19 protein-coding genes are annotated in these 20,482 nt (G+C 51.9%); 10 read left to right on the top strand and 9 right to left on the bottom strand.

Going from position 1 to position 20,482, the window contains the following annotated elements; genetic code table 11:
* Positions 1 to 68: 68 nt before the first annotated feature.
* From cyoE to GC090_RS15580, 7 genes are all read right to left on the bottom strand, one after another.
* Positions 69 to 956, bottom strand: coding sequence for a heme o synthase (gene cyoE / locus GC090_RS15610; RefSeq protein WP_006117969.1), 888 nt, complete (start codon positions 954 to 956; stop codon positions 69 to 71).
* Positions 957 to 968: 12 nt separating this feature from the next.
* Positions 969 to 1,298 (bottom strand): cytochrome o ubiquinol oxidase subunit IV, encoded by a 330-nt coding sequence (locus GC090_RS15605; protein WP_006117967.1) that lies wholly within the window; start codon positions 1,296 to 1,298, stop codon positions 969 to 971.
* A complete protein-coding gene (locus GC090_RS15600; RefSeq protein WP_006117966.1) occupies positions 1,298 to 1,909 on the bottom strand; it encodes a cytochrome o ubiquinol oxidase subunit III in 612 nt (203 codons plus the stop codon). The genes GC090_RS15605 and GC090_RS15600 overlap by 1 nt, the downstream gene beginning before the upstream one ends.
* The gene (cyoB, locus tag GC090_RS15595; RefSeq protein ID WP_033738655.1) at positions 1,909 to 3,891 is read right to left on the bottom strand and encodes a cytochrome o ubiquinol oxidase subunit I; all 1,983 of its coding nucleotides are present in this window, start codon (positions 3,889 to 3,891) and stop codon (positions 1,909 to 1,911) included. The genes GC090_RS15600 and cyoB overlap by 1 nt, the downstream gene beginning before the upstream one ends.
* A gap of 4 nt (positions 3,892 to 3,895) precedes the next feature.
* Positions 3,896 to 4,822 carry a cytochrome o ubiquinol oxidase subunit II gene (cyoA, locus tag GC090_RS15590; RefSeq protein ID WP_033738657.1) on the bottom strand — a complete coding sequence of 309 codons (927 nt, stop codon included), beginning with the start codon at positions 4,820 to 4,822 and terminating at the stop codon, positions 3,896 to 3,898.
* 446 nt (positions 4,823 to 5,268) lie between these two features.
* Positions 5,269 to 6,741 (bottom strand): muropeptide MFS transporter AmpG, encoded by a 1,473-nt coding sequence (ampG, locus tag GC090_RS15585; RefSeq protein WP_324020337.1) that lies wholly within the window; start codon positions 6,739 to 6,741, stop codon positions 5,269 to 5,271.
* 46 nt (positions 6,742 to 6,787) lie between these two features.
* Positions 6,788 to 7,366, bottom strand: coding sequence for a lipoprotein (locus tag GC090_RS15580; RefSeq protein WP_006117962.1), 579 nt, complete (start codon positions 7,364 to 7,366; stop codon positions 6,788 to 6,790).
* 266 nt (positions 7,367 to 7,632) lie between these two features.
* On the opposite strand from GC090_RS15580, the gene bolA reads away from it, so the two are divergent.
* From bolA to GC090_RS15535, 9 genes are all read left to right on the top strand, one after another.
* A complete protein-coding gene (bolA, locus tag GC090_RS15575; RefSeq protein ID WP_006117961.1) occupies positions 7,633 to 7,947 on the top strand; it encodes a transcriptional regulator BolA in 315 nt (104 codons plus the stop codon).
* Between the two features lie 295 nt (positions 7,948 to 8,242).
* On the top strand, positions 8,243 to 9,547 hold the full coding sequence (tig, locus tag GC090_RS15570; protein WP_033738663.1) for a trigger factor: 1,305 nt from the start codon (positions 8,243 to 8,245) through the stop codon (positions 9,545 to 9,547).
* 335 nt (positions 9,548 to 9,882) lie between these two features.
* Positions 9,883 to 10,506: an ATP-dependent Clp endopeptidase proteolytic subunit ClpP gene (clpP, locus tag GC090_RS15565; RefSeq protein WP_006117959.1), complete on the top strand. Its 624-nt coding sequence runs from the start codon at positions 9,883 to 9,885 to the stop codon at positions 10,504 to 10,506.
* A 132-nt stretch (positions 10,507 to 10,638) separates the two neighbouring features.
* Positions 10,639 to 11,910, top strand: a complete 1,272-nt coding sequence (clpX, locus tag GC090_RS15560; RefSeq protein ID WP_033738665.1) for an ATP-dependent protease ATP-binding subunit ClpX — start codon at positions 10,639 to 10,641, stop codon at positions 11,908 to 11,910.
* Positions 11,911 to 12,096: 186 nt separating this feature from the next.
* Entirely contained in the window at positions 12,097 to 14,451 is a 2,355-nt protein-coding gene (lon, locus tag GC090_RS15555; protein ID WP_033738666.1) for an endopeptidase La, read from the top strand.
* A gap of 215 nt (positions 14,452 to 14,666) precedes the next feature.
* Complete coding sequence (gene hupB, locus GC090_RS15550) at positions 14,667 to 14,939, top strand: nucleoid-associated protein HU-beta (RefSeq protein ID WP_006117956.1); 273 nt, start codon at positions 14,667 to 14,669, stop codon at positions 14,937 to 14,939.
* A 250-nt stretch (positions 14,940 to 15,189) separates the two neighbouring features.
* Positions 15,190 to 17,058 (top strand): peptidylprolyl isomerase, encoded by a 1,869-nt coding sequence (ppiD, locus tag GC090_RS15545; protein WP_039338626.1) that lies wholly within the window; start codon positions 15,190 to 15,192, stop codon positions 17,056 to 17,058.
* Positions 17,059 to 17,197: 139 nt separating this feature from the next.
* Positions 17,198 to 17,521, top strand: a complete 324-nt coding sequence (locus tag GC090_RS15540) for a helix-hairpin-helix domain-containing protein (protein WP_033738667.1) — start codon at positions 17,198 to 17,200, stop codon at positions 17,519 to 17,521.
* Between the two features lie 95 nt (positions 17,522 to 17,616).
* The gene (locus tag GC090_RS15535) at positions 17,617 to 18,021 is read left to right on the top strand and encodes an acyl-CoA thioesterase (RefSeq protein ID WP_006117953.1); all 405 of its coding nucleotides are present in this window, start codon (positions 17,617 to 17,619) and stop codon (positions 18,019 to 18,021) included.
* Positions 18,022 to 18,057: 36 nt separating this feature from the next.
* Here GC090_RS15535 and queC read toward each other — a convergent pair whose 3' ends face one another.
* Complete coding sequence (queC, locus tag GC090_RS15530; RefSeq protein ID WP_006117951.1) at positions 18,058 to 18,753, bottom strand: 7-cyano-7-deazaguanine synthase QueC; 696 nt, start codon at positions 18,751 to 18,753, stop codon at positions 18,058 to 18,060.
* 108 nt (positions 18,754 to 18,861) lie between these two features.
* A complete protein-coding gene (locus tag GC090_RS15525) occupies positions 18,862 to 19,896 on the bottom strand; it encodes a PLP-dependent cysteine synthase family protein (RefSeq protein WP_058708281.1) in 1,035 nt (344 codons plus the stop codon).
* A gap of 116 nt (positions 19,897 to 20,012) precedes the next feature.
* On the opposite strand from GC090_RS15525, the gene GC090_RS15520 reads away from it, so the two are divergent.
* Positions 20,013 to 20,474: an Lrp/AsnC family transcriptional regulator gene (locus GC090_RS15520; protein ID WP_033738670.1), complete on the top strand. Its 462-nt coding sequence runs from the start codon at positions 20,013 to 20,015 to the stop codon at positions 20,472 to 20,474.
* Positions 20,475 to 20,482: the final 8 nt, after the last annotated feature.

Below are 20,482 nucleotides of genomic sequence, written 5' to 3'. Positions count from 1 at the left end.
TCTTAAGCAGTCGTAACAAAAAGAAAGGGCGCGAAAATCGCGCCCGTTTCATGCTGTTTTGGTACACATCAGCGCACGTAAGTCAGCAAATCTTTTGACGCTGGCGTCATGAAATCCACTGACATCATCACGCTCAGCGCGGTGATGGCGACGATGGAGAAGACAAACAGCTTACGTGCCCAAACCCGATCGTTTGAGGTTTTATAACCTGACAGCGCCATGCCGAGCCACCAGACGCTGACGGCAGCGGCAACGACCAGATACTTATAGCCTGCATAGCCACCCAGCGTCAGCATCAGCGTGGCAATCATAAACGCCAGGATATAGAGCGTAATATGATTTTTTGCCACAGAGATGCCTTTCACAACCGGTAAGACCGGGATGTTGGCAGCCTGGTAATCCTTAAAGCGGAAGATAGCAATCGCATAGGAGTGCGGCATCTGCCACAGGCTAAAAATCGCCAGCAGAATCAGTGCGCCCGCATCGAACTCATTGGTCACGGCACAGTAGCCAATCACCGGCGGCGCAGCGCCAGACAAGCTACCAATCAGCGTACCGTAAACCGAATGACGCTTCATATACAGGCTGTAAACGCCAACGTATACCACGAAGCCCATCACCGCCAGCCACATGGCCAGCGGGTTAGCACCGAAATACAGCAGTGCAAAGCCAGCAATACCCAACACAGTGGCATACACCAGGCTTACTTTCGCGGAGATAAGGCCTTTAACCAGCACCCGATTCCTGGTTCTCTCCATCTTGATGTCGATATCGCGGTCAATCACGTTGTTGAAGACACAACCTGACGCAACCACCAGCGACACGCCAACCAGTGAGGTGAGAAACAGGGCGTAATCAATGCTGCCCTTAGAGGCCAGCAAAAATCCGCCAATCACAGAAATTAAATTCCCGAAAATAATTCCTGGCTTTGTAACTTGCAGGTATTGCTTAAACATTACACAGACTCTTTAGTGGGGCATCATGTTGTAGTTGAGGTTCCACATGATCCACAGTGAGCCAACCACAACAATCAGGATAATGATTGCTGAGAAGACAATGGCCACCATGTTCCAGCCGCCCTCAGATTTGCTGTCCAGATGCAGGAAGTAAACCAGGTGAACCAGCACCTGAACGACTGCACAGACCAGCACAACGCCGAGGATGGTTCCATGAGAAGCACTACCATCCATTACCATCCAGAACGGGATTGCCGTCAGGATGATAGAGAGGATGAAGCCGATCATGTAAGACTTCACGCTACCGTGTGATGCACCATGTTCGTTAACAGAATGACTCATTACATGGCTCCCATCAGATAAACAACGGTAAACACGCAGATCCAAACCACGTCCAGGAAGTGCCAGAACAGGCTCAGACACATGATACGGGTACGGTTAGTGGCGTTCAGACCGCGTTTCGCGATCTGGAACATCAGCACGGCCATCCAGATCAGACCCGAGGTCACGTGCAGACCGTGCGTACCGACCAGTGTAAAGAAGCCGGACAGGAAGCCACTACGGTTTGGACCGAAGCCTTCAGCAATCAGGTGATGGAATTCATAGATTTCCATCCCGATAAAGCCCGCACCAAACAGGAAGGTCAACGCCAGCCAGCCGATAACGGCGCCTTTGTTTTCCTTGTTCATGGCGATAACAGCCATGCCGTAGGTGATGGAGCTTAATAACAGCAGGGCGGTTTCAACCAGCACGAACGGCAGTTCAAAGATATCTTTGCCTGCCGGGCCGCCGGCGGTGTTGTTAACCATAACTGCATAGGTCGCAAACAGGGTTGCAAAGATAATGCAGTCACTCATCAGGTAGATCCAGAAGCCAAAGACTTTATTGGCTCCTGCATCGTGATGCCCATGCTCCGCATGGGCGTCGTGGTGGTGTTTTACGGTAGTTGACATTATTTCAGACCTGCTTTGCTGATTTCGTCAAAGTGCTGCTTTTCAATCTTCTCTACTTCGGCAACAGGGACGTAGTAGTCCACGTCTTCGTCGAAGCTCTTCACGATCCAGCTTACGATCATGCCGAGGAAAGTAAGACCTGCCAGCCACCAGATATGCCAGATCATCGCAAAACCGAAGATGGTCGCAAACGCGGCAATAACAATCGCAGCACCGCTGTTTTTCGGCATATGAATTTCTTCATATTTAGCCGGCTGCTTGTACGCTTCGCCTTTCTCTTTCATTTCCCAGAAAGCGTCACGCTCATGCACATGCGGGATAACAGCAAAGTTATAGAACGGCGGTGGTGAAGAGGTTGCCCACTCCAGCGTACGGCCACCCCACGGATCGCCAGTCAGGTCACGGTTCTGGTCGCGGTCACGTACAGACACGTAGAACATGATCAGCTGACAAATAATACCGCAGGCAATCAGACCCGCACCTACCGCTGCAACAACCAGCAGAGAGTGGAACTGAGGATCGATATCCTGGCTCAGACGACGGGTCATTCCCATGAAGCCCAGTGCGTACAGCGGCATAAAGGCAACGAAGAAGCCGATGATCCAGAACCAGAAAGCACGTTTGCCCCAGGTTTCGTTCAGGGTAAAGCCGAAGGCTTTCGGGAACCAGTAGGTCACACCCGCCATACAACCGAATACCACACCACCGATAATCACGTTATGGAAGTGCGCAATCAGGAACAGACTGTTGTGCAGGACAAAGTCAGCGCCCGGAACGGCCAGCAGAACACCGGTCATACCACCCACAGAGAAGGTGACCAGGAAGCCTACGGTCCACAGCATCGCAGAGTGCATCTGAATGCGACCCTGATACATGGTGAACAGCCAGTTAAAGATTTTAACCCCGGTCGGAATCGCGATGATCATCGTCATGATACCGAAGAAGGCGTTAACGTTGGCACCGGCACCCATGGTGAAGAAGTGGTGCAGCCAGACGATGAACGACAACACGGTAATGGCGATGGTCGCCCAGACCAGTGAGGTATAACCAAACAGACGTTTTTTCGAGAAGGTGGCCGTGACTTCAGAGAAGACACCAAACACCGGCAGAACAAGAATGTACACCTCTGGGTGACCCCAGACCCAGATCAGGTTGACGTACATCATCATGTTACCGCCCATATCATTAGTAAAGAAATGGAAGTCGAGGTAACGATCAAGTGTCAACAGCGCCAGAGTCACGGTCAGAACCGGGAACGCAGCGATGATCAGGACGTTGGTGCACAGCGCAGCCCAGGTAAAGACGGGCATTTTGAACAGGTCCATGCCCGGCGCACGCATCTTCAGAATGGTCACGAAGAAGTTAATACCGGTCAGGGTTGTACCAATACCGGAAAGCTGGAGACTCCAGATCCAGTAATCCACCCCCACGCCGGGACTGTATTCTGCCCCCGACAGCGGTGGATAGGCCAGCCAGCCAGTTTGCGCGAATTCGCCGACACCCAGAGACAGGTTAACCAGAATCACACCGATTGCGGTAAACCAGAAGCTCAGGTTGTTCAGGAACGGGAAGGCAACGTCACGCGCACCGATTTGCAACGGTACGGCAATGTTCATCAGGCCCACCACGAATGGCATCGCCACGAAGAAGATCATGATTACGCCGTGAGCGGTAAAGATCTGGTCGTAGTGATGAGGGGGCAATATGCCTGCTTCCCCGGAGGAAGCCAGAACCTGTTGGGTACGCATCATCACGGCGTCAGCAAAGCCGCGCAGCAGCATGACGAACGCCATGATGATATACATGATACCCAGTTTTTTATGGTCGATTGACGTCAGCCATTCAGACCACAGATATTTCCACTTACCAAAGTAGGTGATGGCAGAGACGATCGCCAGACCTGCAATGATGATGCCGGCAACCGTAACCATGATAATCGGTTCATGGTAGGGCACTGCATCCAGAGTTAATTTTCCGAACATCGTATTATTCCTCGGCTCCCGCGGTAGCGGTGTGACTCATGTCCATGCCTTTGTGTTCAGACATGTCCATTTTCCCGTGGCTATTCATGAACTTGTTAATGACCTGCAAGAACAGTTCAGGATTAGCTGAAGAGAAATATTCCACCGGGTGATTTTCGCTTGGCACAGCCACTTTCTCGAAATCATCCATCGTCATCAGCGTGTTAGGTGCCGCTTTTACTTTGGCAACCCACTGCTGGAACTCCGCATCGTCTTTGGTTGCAATGGCTTTGAACTTCATGCCAGAGAAACCGCGACCACTGAAGTTGGCGGAAATACCGTCGAAAGTTCCTGGCTCGTTGGCAATCAGGTGCAGTTTGGTCTGCATGCCCGCCATCGCGTAGATCTGGCTACCGAGCGTAGGAATAAAGAAGGAGTTCATGACGGAGTTGGAGGTGATTTTGAAGTTAACCGGGGTGTTTGCCGGGAAGGCAATCTGGTTAACTGTCGCAATACCTTGTTCTGGATAAATGAATAACCATTTCCAGTCCAGAGCAACGACGTCAATTTCAACCGGTTTCACGTCAGAGGCCAGGGGTTTGCTTGGCTCCAGCGCATGGGTTGATTTCCAGGTCAGTACTCCAAGGAAAACGATGATCAGGATCGGAATGGTCCAGACCACAGCTTCCACTTTATTGGAGTGTGACCAGTTAGGACTGTACTTAGCATTCGTGTTCGACGCCCGATATTTCCAGGCAAACACGACGGCCATTAAGACTGCAGGAATCACGACGATCATCATCAGACCAAAAGCGGTCAGTATCAGCGAACGTTGCTCCAGCGCAATCTGTCCTTTGGGATTTAACAATGCATTATCGCAGCCACTCATTAATAAAGTGCCTGCGATTAATGACAAAATCCCCAAACTTTTATTGTATTTACTGAGTCTCATTTAACGACCTCAATGACAAAGGGCTCTATTGTCGTTTAAGTGTGCGCGCATTTTACGGGAAGGTTTATGCAGTGTAAACCAGCTTAAGGATGTGTCAGAACCATGTTGACACCTTTTGCTAAGGGTGTCACAGATGTTGTTCTCGGTGACAAATTATTAACGTGGACAAGCAGTTGGCAGTAATATAACAAAAAGAGATGGATGCGGGGTTAAACAAAAGTAGGAAAGGAATAACCCTGACTTTTAATACCCAATTATTTAACAATATTGCATCATTTTTTCTCTAATTTTTAACTTAATTAATTGCGTACCGGATTTAAATATCTTGCCCGAAGCGCGCACATGATAAAAATATTTTTTGTAAATTGACACGCAAAGACAAATTAGGTTCGCTTAACCAATTGGCTGAAATGGCACCTGCGACTGTGTGATTATGAGGCAAAAGGTCAATTCCCGGCCTTTCTCAATGCGCGATAATCCAGCACCACACCGGACAGCACACCGCAAAGCGCCAGCGCCATACCGGCTTCAAACAGCGGAGCCAGCCACGCCGAAAGCGTGAGCATACCCGTTGCATTCAGCGCCAGCGACAGCAGCCATAGCGCCAGTAACCCGCATCCGCCTGCAAACAGCCGTTTCGTCCAGAGGTAGCCTGCGGAAAAATGGCGACGCGGCAAAAACTGGCCGGTTTTTTGGGTAAAGTCCAGTGTACCGCGACAAAAAGCCAGCAGGGCCAGGCCCGGCAGACCGGCGAAAACGGTAAAGGCGTAGAACGTTGGCCAGCCCCAGATCTCGACCAGATAACCGGCTGCAGGTCCCACGTAAACCCGGCCTACCGCTGAAAGCGCAGACAGCAGGGCGAACTGCGTCGCCGAGAAGGACTTATTACACAGCGTCATCAGCAGCGCGACAAACGCAGCGGTTCCCATTCCGCCACACAGGTTCTCAATAAAGACCGCGCTCGCCATGCTCCAGAGGTGTTTGTCGGTGACCGCCAGCAGCCAGTAGCCGAAATTCGACACCGCCTGGAGCAGGCCAAAAATCATTAACGCGCGAAACAGGCTCAGGCGCTGCATCAGCATGCCGCCATAAAGCGCGCCAATGATGGTCGCCAGCAAGCCCAGCGTTTTGTTTACCAGCCCGACGTCGCCAGGATTAAATCCCACGCCGCGAATCAAAAAGGTGGTGGTGAGAGAGGCGGCAAATGCATCGCCGAGCTTGTAAAGAATGATGAGCGTGATCAGCAGCCAGGCGTTGTTGCGATTAAAAAAATCGTGCAGAGGATCGACAACCGCCTGACGTAGCGTACGCGGCGCGGCCTGCGCGTTGTCCGGCTCTTTGGCAAGACAGGTTGCGATAAGACAGGGCAGCAGGAGCAGGGCCATGAGCCAGTAAGTCGCCTCCCAGCCGAGATAGCGATCGGCCAGCCACAGGGCCAGACCGCCCGATATCAACATTGCCAGGCGATAGCCTAACACCGTAATGGCAGCGCCACTTCCGCGTTCTTCCGGTGGCAACACATCCGTTTTCCAGGCATCGAAGACGATATCCTGTGACGCAGAACAGAATGCAATCAGTACCGCCAGTGCCGCCATCAGGGTTAAATCCCGGCTGGGCTGCAAAAAGCCCATTGCCACAATGCTGGCCACCAGTGCCAGTTGCGTAATGAGCAACCAGCCTCTGCGCCGACCGAGAAGCGGCGGCGTGAAGCGATCCATCATGGGGGACCAGAGAAACTTAAACACATAGGCCTGGCCCACCAGTGAAAAGAATCCGATGGTTTTCAAATCGATATTATCAACCGTCATCCACGCCTGCAGCGTCCCGCTGGTTAAGGCCAGAGGCAAACCTGATGCGAATCCCAGAAGGAGTAAAATGGCTGCATTTTTTTGGCGGAAGACACGGAAGTAGTGATTCATACTGACCTTGAAAAGTGCCCGGCCGGGTGCCGGGCAAAAGACCTGATTAACGGGCGTTTTGTTTGATGAAGTCGTTGACGCTGGTGTCCTGCGCCATATCGGCGATCACGTCGCTCAGCGTAGAATTCACCGCATTGGTGATTTTCTGATTGGTGGCGCTGAAAGCCCCTTCTACGCTGTAGGTCTGGCGGTAATTTTTAATCTGTTTATTGCCATTTTTCGCGGTCGCCACGATAGAGATATCCGCCTTGGTGGTAATGCTGTAACGCACATCACCCTGGGTGACGTCGGCATACAGATTATTGACGATGATTTGCAGATCAACCGCGCCATTAGGACCGACCATATAGCCGCGCGCTGTCATTTGTTTCTCCAGCACTTCCTGGAGTAAGAAACGCAGATCGCGCGACGGGGTCAGGCTGACCAGTTGTCCATCGCGATTAACTTTTGCCAGCGCCTGATCGCGACGCTGATCGGCGCCGTTGATACTCACCGTAATGCCCATCAGGCTCGGATCGCGCTGTGGCAGCTGAATCTTAGGTTGAATGGTCAATGTGTTGTTGCTGGAAGCGCAACCGGCCAGGATAAAAGCAGCCAGCAGCGGGAATAACAGTTTTTTCAACATACGCTTTCTCGTTAGTGTCATGGGTTGGTGTGCAAAAACTGCGGCCATCATAGCAAAGCGGTGCAGTGAATAAAGCCCTTTGCCACAAGGTAAACCGCGCAAGGCGCTTTTTCTTGCTCTCTACCTTTTCATATTCCCCGCCTGACAAGGCACAAGCGAAGAGGGCGACGGAGTGATAATATTGCGTCCGCTGTCGCGTTGCGCAGCCAAAAACGGACTAATATTTAAACAGATGGGGCACAGCGCTCGCCATTGAGGGTAAAACCATGATTCGAGAACAGATAGAAGAGAAGCTGCGCCTGGCTTTTGAGCCGGCTCATCTGGAAGTGCATGATGAAAGCTACCGACACAATGTGCCTGCCGGTTCTGAAAGCCATTTCAAAGTGGTGATTGTCAGCGACGTTTTTACCGGTCAGCGTTTTCTCGCCCGTCATCGCGCAATTTATGGTGAACTCAGTGCTGAGCTGGCGGGAAGTGTTCACGCACTGGCCTTGCATACTTATACCCTGAAAGAGTGGGAAGGATTGCAGGATACGGTACTCGCTTCGCCGAACTGTCGCGGCGCGGGCACACTCGCATAACACCCTCTCTTTTTAAACGGCCTGTGGGCCGTTTTTGTGTTTTTATCCTTGCTAAACGCGTTACCTGGCTCAAAAAAGCAGCAAACTCCCTGAAAAGTGGTGACTTAGCGTCCTCGACTCATCTCAGTGATGCCGCTATAATGCTGCGTCTATTTTTCCGGAATGTCTTCGGGACGCTTCTGGTAACAGGGATCAGGTTCTCTTCACGGAAGCCGTCCCGGTTGTTAGATACGGCGCATTAATTAATGTGTGGTGTCTGAAGTTGACCGAGCACGTGATTTTTTGAGGTAACAAGATGCAAGTTTCTGTAGAAACCACTCAGGGCCTGGGCCGTCGCATTACGATTACTGTCGCAGCTGACAGCATCGAAAGCGCCGTTAAAAAAGAACTGGTGGATGTGGCGAAGAAAGTCCGTATCGATGGTTTCCGTAAAGGCAAAGTGCCCATGAACATCGTCGCGCAGCGCTACGGTGCTTCTGTGCGCCAGGACGTGCTGGGCGATCTGATGACGCGTAACTTTGTTGACGCCATCATCAAAGAGAAGATCAATCCGGCTGGCGCGCCTAACTATGTGCCAGGCGAATACAAAGAAGGTCAGGACTTCACCTATGCGGTTGAGTTCGAAGTGTATCCAGAAGTTGAGCTGAAAGGCCTGGAAAACATCGAAGTTGAAAAGCCTCAGGTCGAAGTGACCGATGCCGATGTCGATACCATGCTGGAAACGCTGCGCAAGCAGCAGGCTAACTGGATTGAAACCGACGCTGCAGCGGGTGCTGAAGACCGCGCTACCCTCGATTTCACCGGTTCTGTTGACGGCGAAGAATTCGAAGGCGGTAAAGCATCTGACTTCGTTCTGGCCATGGGCCAGGGCCGTATGATCCCAGGCTTTGAAGAAGGCGTTGTGGGTCACAAAGCAGGCGAAACCTTCACTATCGACGTGAAATTCCCTGACGACTACCACGCGGAAAACCTGAAAGGGAAAGACGCGAAGTTCGAGATCGTGCTGAAGAAAGTGGAAACGCGCGAACTGCCAGAACTGACCGAAGAATTCATCAAGCGTTTCGGCGTGGAAGATGGTTCGGTTGCGGGCCTGCGTGCGGAAGTGCGTAAGAACATGGAACGTGAGCTGAAAGGCGCGATTCGTAACCGCGTGAAGACACAGGCTATCGACGGTCTGGTTGAAGCGAACCCTATTGATGTGCCTGCTGCGCTGATCGACAGCGAAATCGACGTTCTGCGTCGTCAGGCTGCACAACGCTTTGGTGGTAACGAGAAGCAAGCGCTGGAACTGCCACGCGAACTGTTTGAAGAGCAGGCGAAGCGTCGCGTTGTGGTCGGTCTGCTGCTGGGCGAAGTGATTCGCACGCACGAACTGAAAGCCGATGAAGATCGCGTTAAAGTGTTGATCGAAGAAATGGCGTCTGCTTACGAAGATCCGCAGGAAGTGATCGAGTTCTACAGCAAAAATAACGAGCTGATGAACAACATGCGCAATGTGGCGCTGGAAGAGCAGGCGGTTGAAGCTGTGCTGGCGAAAGCCAAAGTTTCTGAAAAAGAAACTAACTTCCAGGAACTGATGAATCAGACCGCTCAGGCCTGATCGTCCGTTTAACCCCTTGTGCTAAAGCCCGCGCCTGAAAAGTCGCGGGCTTTTTTCTGTAATACGCTTTCTGGCAACGGGTCTGTCGCTATTTGATTAATTTTTAGGCGAATTGTTCACGCATCGCTTTTTCCGGGTTAGCGATTGATGAAAAGGTTGTTATGCTTGAAACAACTGAGCACTATCCCAAGATAGAGGGAGTATGCAAAAAACAGTTCGGCTGACTGATTAACCGTCCTGATGTTGTCGGTAAGAGGCAGAGCATAGTTTTTGTTGCTCGTCTTACGTAAAATCGGTACAGAATGTTGCCAATGAAATTTATCCAGGAGACGGTAATGTCATACAGTGGCGATCGTGAGTTTACTGCACCGCACAATGCGTTGGTGCCAATGGTGGTCGAGCAAACCTCGCGCGGCGAGCGTTCATACGACATCTATTCCCGTCTGCTTAAAGAGCGCGTTATCTTCTTAACCGGCCAGGTAGAAGATCACATGGCTAACCTGATTGTGGCCCAGATGCTGTTTCTGGAAGCGGAGAACCCGGAAAAAGATATTTACCTTTATATCAACTCACCGGGTGGCGTCATTACGGCTGGCATGTCAATTTATGACACCATGAAGTTTATCAAGCCTGACGTCAGCACCATTTGTATGGGCCAGGCCTGCTCAATGGGGGCTTTCCTGCTGACAGCCGGGACGAAAGGCAAGCGTTTCTGCCTGCCAAACTCACGCGTGATGATTCACCAACCGCTGGGTGGCTATCAGGGACAGGCGACCGACATTGAGATTCATGCGCGTGAAATTTTGAAAGTGAAGCAGCGCATGAACGAGCTCATGGCGGAACATACCGGTAAGTCACTGGAAGAAATTGAGCGTGACACTGAGCGTGACCGTTTCCTCTCCGCCAGCGAAGCGGTAGAGTATGGATTGGTCGATTCAATCCTGACGCATCGCCAATAAGCCCTAACTTCACCTTGTCTCTGGTCTATAGTTAACAGGACAAGATAATGACGGGTTGAATGAACATCGGCCGTGTACCCACGGCCAGTGCTGTACGGCTGGTACGGCCTGAGAACAAGAAGAGGTTAACTGATGACAGATAAGCGCAAAGACGGTTCAGGAAAGTTGCTGTACTGCTCTTTTTGCGGCAAAAGCCAGCATGAAGTGCGTAAGCTGATTGCCGGGCCGTCAGTGTATATCTGCGATGAGTGCGTTGATCTGTGTAACGACATTATTCGCGAAGAGATTAAAGAGGTTGCCCCGCATCGCGAACGTAGTGCGCTGCCTACGCCGCATGAGATCCGCCATCACCTCGACGATTACGTTATTGGTCAGGAACGGGCCAAAAAAGTCCTGGCCGTGGCGGTGTACAACCACTACAAACGTTTACGCAACGGGGATACCAGCAACGGTATCGAACTGGGCAAAAGTAACATTCTGCTGATCGGTCCGACCGGTAGCGGTAAAACGTTGCTGGCTGAAACCCTGGCCCGTTTATTGGATGTGCCGTTTACCATGGCGGATGCAACCACGCTGACCGAAGCCGGTTATGTGGGGGAAGACGTCGAAAATATCATCCAGAAGCTGCTGCAAAAATGTGACTACGATGTGCAGAAAGCCCAACGTGGTATCGTCTATATCGATGAAATCGATAAAATTTCACGTAAATCAGACAACCCATCGATCACCCGTGACGTATCGGGTGAGGGTGTGCAACAGGCGTTACTGAAGTTGATTGAAGGCACCGTCGCCGCTGTGCCGCCGCAGGGTGGCCGTAAGCATCCGCAGCAGGAGTTTTTGCAGGTCGATACCTCTAAGATTCTGTTTATCTGTGGTGGCGCCTTCGCCGGTCTGGATAAGGTTATCTCGCAGCGCGTTGAAACCGGTTCAGGCATTGGCTTTGGCGCAACGGTGAAAGGTAAATCACAGAAGGCAACAGAAGGCGAGTTACTGGCGCAATGTGAGCCGGAAGATCTGATCAAATTTGGCCTGATCCCAGAATTCATTGGCCGTCTGCCTGTGGTAGCCACGCTCAATGAACTGAGTGAGGAAGCGCTGATTCAGATTCTGCGTGAGCCGAAAAACGCACTCACCAAGCAGTATCAGGCGTTGTTTAACCTGGAAGGCGTTGAGCTGGAGTTCCGTGACGAAGCCCTGACGGCGATTGCTAAAAAGGCGATGTCACGTAAAACCGGTGCGCGCGGTCTGCGTTCTATCGTGGAAGGCGCGCTGCTCGAAACCATGTACGATCTGCCGTCCATGGAAGATGTCGAGAAAGTGGTGATTGATGAGTCGGTGATTGAAGGTCAGTCTGAACCCATGCTGATTTATGGCAAGCACGAAGCTCAGGCTTCTGGCGAATAAATAAACAAATCGTCCACATTGTGCCATCTATAAAGGGGAAAATCTTTCCCCTTTTGCATTTCTCACCGTTGTGACATTGAATGTCTGACAATCATCCCCATATACTCAGACACCTGTGGGTTTGACCGCACACCTGCCTGATGCGGTACCCATCACCTTGCGGACACTAAACTAAGAGAGAGCTCTATGAATCCTGAGCGTTCTGAACGCATTGAAATCCCCGTCCTGCCGTTGCGCGACGTGGTAGTTTATCCGCACATGGTAATTCCGTTGTTTGTTGGCCGGGAAAAATCAATTCGGTGCCTCGAAGCCGCAATGGATCATGATAAAAAGATCATGCTGGTCGCACAGAAAGAGGCTTCAACGGATGAACCTGGCATAAACGATCTTTTTTCAGTGGGTACCATTGCCTCCGTACTGCAGATGTTAAAACTGCCAGACGGAACGGTAAAAGTGCTGGTTGAAGGTTTACAGCGTGCCAATATCACTACGCTGGCTGACAACGGTGACCATTTTGTCGCCCAGGCGGAATATCTGGTCTCTCCGGAGATTGAAGAGCGCGAGCAGGAAGTGCTGGTGCGCACGGCGATCAATCAGTTTGAAGGCTATATCAAACTGAATAAAAAGATCCCGCCTGAGGTCTTAACGTCACTGAACAATATTGATGATGCGGCGCGCCTGGCGGATACGGTGGCGGCGCACATGCCATTAAAACTCGCGGATAAACAGTCAGTGCTGGAGATGTCAGACGTCAATGAACGTCTGGAATATCTGATGGCCATGATGGAATCTGAAATCGATCTGCTGCAGGTTGAGAAACGCATTCGCAATCGCGTCAAAAAGCAGATGGAAAAGAGCCAGCGTGAGTACTACCTGAATGAGCAGATGAAGGCCATTCAGAAAGAGCTGGGCGAGATGGATGATACGCCTGACGAGTACGAAGCGTTAAAACGTAAAATCGATGCGGCCAAAATGCCGCAGGAAGCGCGTGAGAAAGCTGAAGCAGAACTGCAGAAGCTAAAAATGATGTCGCCGATGTCTGCCGAGGCGACCGTGGTGCGCGGCTATATCGACTGGATGGTTCAGGTTCCGTGGAATGCGCGCAGCAAAGTGAAGAAAGATCTGCGCAAAGCCCAGGAAACGCTGGATACCGACCATTATGGCCTGGAACGCGTCAAAGACCGCATCCTTGAGTACCTTGCGGTGCAAAGTCGCGTCAGCAAAATTAAAGGGCCGATTCTGTGTCTGGTGGGACCGCCGGGCGTGGGTAAAACCTCGCTGGGTCAGTCTATTGCGAAAGCAACCGGGCGTAAGTATGTACGCATGGCCCTCGGCGGCGTGCGGGATGAAGCGGAAATTCGCGGTCATCGCCGTACCTATATTGGCTCTATGCCGGGCAAGTTGATTCAGAAGATGGCGAAAGTCGGCGTGAAAAACCCGCTGTTCCTGTTGGATGAAATCGACAAAATGTCGTCGGATATGCGCGGCGATCCGGCCTCAGCGCTGCTGGAAGTGCTGGATCCTGAACAGAACATCGCCTTTAACGATCACTATCTGGAAGTCGATTACGATCTGTCTGATGTGATGTTTGTGGCGACGTCGAACTCCATGAACATTCCGGCTCCACTGCTGGATCGTATGGAAGTGATTCGTCTGTCTGGCTATACCGAGGACGAAAAACTCAATATCGCCAAGCAGCATTTACTGCCGAAGCAGATTGAGCGTAACGCCCTGAAATCGTCTGAGATCACCGTCGAAGACAGCGCCATCATCGGCATCATTCGTTACTACACGCGTGAAGCCGGTGTGCGTAGCCTGGAACGTGAACTGTCCAAGCTGTGCCGTAAAGCAGTGAAAACGCTGCTGATGGACAAAACCAAAAAGCATATCACCATTAATGGTGAAAACCTGAAGGATTTCCTTGGGGTGCAGCGTTTTGACTATGGCCGCGCCGACAGCGAAAACCGCGTGGGTCAGGTAACAGGTCTGGCATGGACGGAAGTGGGTGGCGATTTGCTGACCATTGAAACCGCCTGTGTACCGGGCAAAGGCAAGCTGACTTATACCGGTTCGCTGGGCGAAGTCATGCAGGAATCCATTCAGGCCGCGCTGACTGTCGTCCGCGCCCGGGCGGAAAAACTGGGTATCAATGGCGATTTCTATGAAAAACGCGATATCCATGTGCACGTACCGGAAGGCGCGACGCCGAAAGATGGTCCCAGTGCCGGTATTGCCATGTGTACTGCCCTGGTGTCCTGCCTGACCGGTAACCCGGTGCGTTCAAACGTCGCGATGACCGGTGAGATCACCCTGCGTGGTCAGGTCCTGCCTATCGGCGGGCTGAAAGAGAAGCTGCTGGCGGCACACCGCGGTGGTATTAAAGTGGTGCTGATCCCGGACGAAAACAAACGCGATCTGGAAGAAATTCCTCAGAACGTGATTGCCGATCTGGAAATTCATCCGGTCAAACGTATTGAGGAAGTGCTGAACCTGGCACTGGAAAACGCGCCTTACGGTATGCAGGTAGCTACCGCAAAATAGTGATTAATGGCATAAAGCGTTAAAAAGCCGCGCTGGCAACACCAATTGGTGCTTGCCAGCTTTTTTTTGTCCCGCTAATTTAGGTGGCTGCTGAAGCGATGTTATAAGAGGATTACCGTTGTTTCGGCATATAAGGCTTGATATAACTTGCTGCGCGTTCGTGCCCGACAGGAAGCGTGGGTACGATGTGAAATAATAAAGAGGGGATGAATAGAGTGAATAAGTCACAACTGATCGATAAAATTGCTGCCGATGCCGACATTTCTAAAGCAGCAGCAGGACGTGTTTTAGATGCATTTATGGGCTCTGTTTCTGACGCGCTGAAAAGCGGAGATGAAGTGGCGCTGGTAGGTTTCGGCACTTTCTCAGTACGTGAGCGTGCAGCGCGCACCGGCCGTAACCCACAAACCGGTAAAGAGATTACTATCCCGGCAGGTAAAGTACCGGGTTTCCGTGCAGGTAAAGCACTGAAAGACGCTGTCAACTAATAACAACGCCACCACTCAATAACACATTTTCTTGAGTGGATTAGAGGACGGTTAACGCGTTCTCATGTAACATACGGGCACATCAATAAGATGTGCCTTTTTTACATCCGGAGAGGCGGTTTAAGGTTGCGAGACTTGTCTCAACAGGATGCATGCTGCCAGCCAGACTTGCAGCGGAGTAATGCGTCGGGAAGATGGCGTTATTGCGGCAGGGCTTTACATTCACACTACAGCGGAGTGTTGTCATACCATGATGGACAATTTACGCGCGGCGTCGAACCATGTCGTGCTCAAGATTATTTTGGGGTTGATCATTCTCTCCTTTGTGCTGACCGGCGTTGGCAACTATCTGATTGGCGGTAACAACGATTATGCGGCCAAAGTTAATGGCCAGGAGATCAGCCGTGCGCAGTTAGAGCAGGCGTTCAACAACGAGCGCAATCGTCAGCAGCAGATGCTGGGTGATCAGTTCTCGCAGCTTGCGGGCAACGAAGGTTACATGCAGCAGATGCGCCAGCAGGCGCTGTCTCAGCTGATTGACCAGGCATTACTGGATACCTACATAAAAGATCTGCATATTGCCATCAGTGACGATCAGGTCAAACAGGCTATCTTCAGCCAGTCTGCGTTTCAGACCAACGGCAAGTTCGATAATGCTAAATACAATGCGATGATCCGCAATATGGGATTCACGCCGGATCAGTATGCCGAAGCGTTGCGTAAACAACTGGCCACCCAACAGCTGATCAATGCGGTCGCGAATACCGATTTTATGCTGAAAAATGAAACCACTAAGCTGGTGGATTTGGTGGCGCAAAAGCGTGATATTCAGACGGCTACCCTCGATGTGAATGCTCTGGCTGCAAAGCAAACCGTCAATGACGACGAAATCAACCAGTATTATCAGCAGCACAAAAGCAGCTTTATGGCCCCTGAGCAGTTCCGCGTAAGCTATATCAAACTGGATGCCGCCAGCATGCAGGAAAATGCCAGCGATGCGGATATTCAGGCCTGGTACGATCAACATAAAGCGGACTACACGCAGCCCCAGCGCGATCGTTACAGCGTGATTCAGACCAAAACCGAAGCCGATGCCGACGCTATTCTGGCGCAGCTGAAAGGCGGCGCGGATTTCGCGGAACTGGCAAAAACCAAATCCATTGACCCAATCTCTTCCCGTAAAGGCGGCGATATGGGCTGGCTTGAGCCGTCAACGACGCCAGACGAGCTGAAGAATGCGGGACTGAAAGAAAAGGGTCAGCTTTCCGGTGTAATCAAGTCTTCTGTGGGTTTCCTGATTGCCCGTCTTGACGACATCAAGCCTGAGCAGGTTAAACCGCTGGCGGAAGTACGTGATGAGATCGCGGACGCGGTCAAACAGGATAAAGCACAGGCGGAATTCTACAAACTGCAGCAGAAAGTCAGTGAAGCCGCGAGCAATGATAATGAGTCGCTGGCTGGTGCAGAGCAGGCGTCAGGTATGAAGGCCACAGAAACAGGCTGGTTCAGCCGTGACGATGTGCCTAAAGATCTCGACTTTGATGCCGTTAAGCAGGCCATCTTCAATGGTGGGTTAGTGGGACAAAACGGTGCGCCCGGAAATAACTCTGACATCATCAATGTCGATGGCGATCGTGCCTTTGTACTGCGTATCAGTGCGCATAAACCCGAAGCGGTGGAACCCCTCGACAAGGTAAAAGCGCAAATCACCGAGACGATCAAGCATGATAAAGCGACGCAACAGGCAAAAGCCCAGGCTGATAAACTGTTAGCCGAGCTGAAAGCCGGTAAACCGGATGTGCTGAAAGCCGCAGGTCTGACGTTAAGCGCCAGCAAAACGGTTGACCGTAACACGCAGGATCCCGTTGCTCAGGCTGCCTTCAACCTGCCAGAGCCAGCGGATAACAAACCGTCATGGGGCGTGGGTGAGGACATGCAAGGCAATGTGGTGCTGATCGCGGTGAATAAGGTTACGACCGGTAGCCTGCCTCAGGCGCAGATTGACGAGATGGTCAAAGGCGTCACGCAAAACAACGCGCAACTGACCTTTGAAGCCTTACTGCAAAACCTGCGTAAAGCGGCCAAAATCAAATACGGTGCCGCTGCTCAAATGCAGTAATCCTCGCAAATTTCAGGTAACAGCTGAAATGACGAAAGGCCGCTTATGCGGCCTTTTCCATTTTAGAACGTTGCCCTTTGAGTCTGTTTAGCGGACATGACACGCTGAGCCTGCTGTTTAACACAAGGAGAAACACAGCATGGCTAAAACCCACTTACATGCCTTTTATCTTTCCCTCGCCCTGTGTGGCGCCCTCGTTCAAACGCCACTGGCAGCGGCGGAAACCCCCAGTGAGACACAGGCTGCACAGGTTTCAATGCCGCATCAGGAGCAGGTCAGTATCAATGAAGCCACGGCGGAGCAACTCTCGGCGGTGATGAATGGCGTTGGTCTGAAAAAGGCGCAGTCTATCGTCAGCTATCGTGAAGAATACGGGCCGTTCACGGCGGTGGATCAACTGAAAGACGTGCCTGGCTTTGGTCACGCGCTGGTGGAGCGAAATGCCTCACGGTTAAAATTGTGAAATGAAGCGCAACTCTGATGCTTAACCTGCTGTCAGGGCGGGACTCTGCTAGAGTGAACAGGTCCAACCAGTCAATAAGCAGCAGGAGAAGGATCATGCAGACCACGATAAAAGTGCGCGGCTACCATCTGGATGTTTACCAGCATGTTAACAATGCGCGTTATCTGGAGTTTTTAGAGGAAGCGCGCTGGCAATGGCTGGAAGAAGCAGAGGCCTTTACCTGGCTGCTTGAGCAAAAACTGGCTTTTGTGGTGGTAAACATCAATATCAATTATCGTCGCCCGGCCGTATTGGGCGACGTACTGGAGGTCAGCAGTGATATTAAGCAACTCAATGGGAAAAGTGGCATCATCACTCAACACATTTTGTTAGCGGGCAGTGAAACGGTGGTCGCGGATGCTGCACTGACGTTTGTGTGCATTGATCTTCGCACGCAAAAAGCCGTTCCGCTCGAAGGAGAACTGCGGCAGCGACTGGAAAGATTAATGAAGCCGGCCTGATTGAGGCGGCGACATGCCATCGTCGCCGCAAAAGTATTATTCCAGACCGGTTTTGGCCTTCATGGCGGCCATAATGCCAGCGCGATCCTGCTGATAGGCCTTCAGACCATTGGCCCGCAGATGGCAGGCGGCACAGTCGCCGCAACCATCGCCTTTAATGCCGTTGTAGCAGGTGAGGGTGTCTTCGCGGATTAAGGTGAGCTGCTGCCAGTAATCGGCCAGCGCCCAGGTTTCGGCTTTATTAAGCCACATCAGCGGTGTTTCAAAACGAATGTTACGCGCCATGCCCAGGCTGACGGCATGGTTGAGCGCCTTGACAAACTCATCGCGGCAGTCGGGGTAGCCCGAGAAGTCGGTCTCGCAAACGCCTGTGATGACCGCTTCCGCTTCAACCTGATAGGCATAAACCGATGCCAGGGTCAGAAACAGGATATTGCGGCCGGGGACAAAGGTGCTGGGCAGGCCGGTTGCAGTCGGGTCATACGATGGCACCGGGATGCTGTCACGCGTCAGGCTGCTCACCGCCAGCGCATTCAGCATCGTCACATCCAGCACTTTATGAGCACGGGCACCCAGCTTCAGGGCCAGGTCGCGGGCAACGTCAATCTCTTCACGATGACGCTGACCGTAATCAAAGGTCACACAGTGCACTTCATCATAACGTTGCAAAGCCTGAACCAGACAGGTGGTGGAGTCTTGCCCACCGCTAAACACCACAACAGCGCGTTTCATGAGATATCCCAGTTTAAACATTTGCGCTTATGGTAATACCTGAGTGCGCCGCTGAACAGCTGCAGGCGGCGATCACATCAGGTTATATCTGCCTGGCGGGGGGAAATATTATTCCAGTTCGCGCTGCCAGGGCGTGATATCACCAATATGTTGTGCGACCCAGTCAGGCTGGTAGTAAGTGTCAGGATAGCGCTCGCCGCTGTCGCACAGCAGGGTAACCAGTGAACCCTGTTGGTTATTGTCGCGCAGGCGTTTGGCCACCTGCATCATGCCCCAGAAGTTTGTGCCGGTAGACGGGCCCGGTTTACGCCCCAGCAGGGTTTCCAGCTTAAGCATGGCGGCAATCGAGGCTGCATCCGGGACTTTGATCATTTCATCAATAACGTCGGGCATAAACGACGGCTCCACGCGCGGACGTCCAATGCCTTCAATCATGCTGCCGCGCTGACCGGTGAGCGAGGCATCACGGTTTCGCCAGTAGTCGTAAAACACGGAATGCTCTGGATCAACAACCAGCAAACGGGTATCGCATCCCTGATAGCGAATGTAGCGGCCAAGCGTTGCGGAGGTCCCACCGGTTCCCGCACTCATAATCAGCGTATGAGGAACAGGAAAAGGCTCATTCGCCATCTGGCGGAAAATACTCTCGGCAATATTGTTATTGCCGCGCCAGTCAGTTGCCCGCTCTGCATAGGTGAACTGATCCATGAAGTGGCCATTCAGTTCCCGCGCCAGCCGTTCTGATTCGGCATAAAGCTGACAGGGATCGCTCACAAAATGACACTGGCCGCCATAGAACGTGATTTGTTCGATTTTACGTCGGGCCGTACTGGCTGGCATCACGGCGATAAAGGGCAGGCCCAGCAGGCGGGCAAAATACGCCTCTGAGACGGCGGTGCTGCCCGATGACGCTTCAATCACGGGCGTACCCTGTTTGATCCAGCCATTAGCGAGAGCATAAAGAAACAATGACCGCGCCAGACGGTGTTTCAGGCTGCCGCTGGGATGCGTACTTTCGTCTTTCAGATAGAACCCGATTCCCGGGAAATCGGGCAATGCAAAGCGGATCAGATGCGTATCCGCAGAGCGTTGAAAGTCAGCATTGATTTCGTTTATCGCGTGGCGTATCCAGCATGAAGACATAAGGGTTATTTCCGACCGGGTGAAAGCCCCTATTTTAAGGCACGTGCAGGAAAAAGAGCTTGCAGCTTTTGCAGTAAGATCGGCGTAATGGAGAAAAAATTTCTACCGGAGTGCGCATGTTAGATAAAATCGACCTTAAACTGCTGGCGATGCTGCAGCAGGATTGCACAGTTTCGCTCCAGGTACTGGCGGATGCGGTTAACCTCACCACCACGCCCTGCTGGAAGCGCCTGAAAAAGCTGGAAGAAGATGGCTTCATCCGCGCACGCGTTGCCCTACTTGATAATGAAAAACTCGGCCTGTCACTTACCGCCTTTATGTTTGTGAAAACCACCCAGCACAGCAAAGACTGGTATCAGGAATTTGTGTCGGTAGTGCAAAGCATGCCTGAAGTGATGGGCTTCTATCGCATGGCCGGGGAGTATGATTATCTGCTGCGTATTCAGGTTGCCGACATGAAAAGTTATGATGCCTTCTATAAGCGTTTAGTTAATGGTGTAACAGGCCTGATCGATGTGACCTCCAGCTTTGCGATGGAAGAGATCAAATACACTACAGCCCTGCCGGTTGCCCCCTGATTACCTGA

Source organism: Pantoea sp. JZ29, assembly GCF_035190385.1.
Classification (GTDB): domain Bacteria; phylum Pseudomonadota; class Gammaproteobacteria; order Enterobacterales; family Enterobacteriaceae; genus Pantoea; species Pantoea stewartii.
The sequence above is the reverse complement of the archived record's forward strand: the minus strand, read 5'-3'. Positions and strand labels throughout refer to the sequence as shown.